Source organism: Providencia rustigianii DSM 4541, from assembly GCF_000156395.1.
Classification (GTDB): domain Bacteria; phylum Pseudomonadota; class Gammaproteobacteria; order Enterobacterales; family Enterobacteriaceae; genus Providencia; species Providencia rustigianii.
Window position 1 is genome coordinate 1 of record NZ_GG703842.1, and the last position, 393, is coordinate 393.

1 protein-coding gene is annotated in these 393 nt (G+C 52.9%); it reads right to left on the bottom strand.

The window, feature by feature from the left end; all coding sequences use genetic code 11:
- A partial coding sequence (locus PROVRUST_RS18875) for an Ig-like domain-containing protein (RefSeq protein WP_006816525.1) occupies positions 1-393 on the bottom strand: 393 nt, incomplete at both ends.

Genomic DNA, 393 nt, shown 5'->3' on the forward strand with positions numbered 1-393 from the left:
CACATCCAGCGTAAACCGTTTCACCTTCTTTGATCGCCGCGCTATCTTTGTTTGCTACCGGCGCCGCGTCAATAACAATGGTCACGGTGGTTTCATTGGACACATTGCCGTTTTTGTCTTTCACGGTGTACGTGATGGTGTCCGTGCCCACTTCGCCCGGCTTCGCGGTGTACACCAGCTTGCCGTTAACAAACTCTGCCGTGCCTTTGCCACCATTAGTGATGATCGTCAGTGTGCTCGGGTCGATATCGTCTTTGCCATCCAAGTCGGTGTCGTTCGCCAACACATCCAGCGTAACCGTTTCACCTTCTTTGATCGCCGCGCTATCTTTGTTTGCTACCGGCGCCGCGTCAATAACAATGGTCACGGTGGTTTCATTGGACACATTGTCCG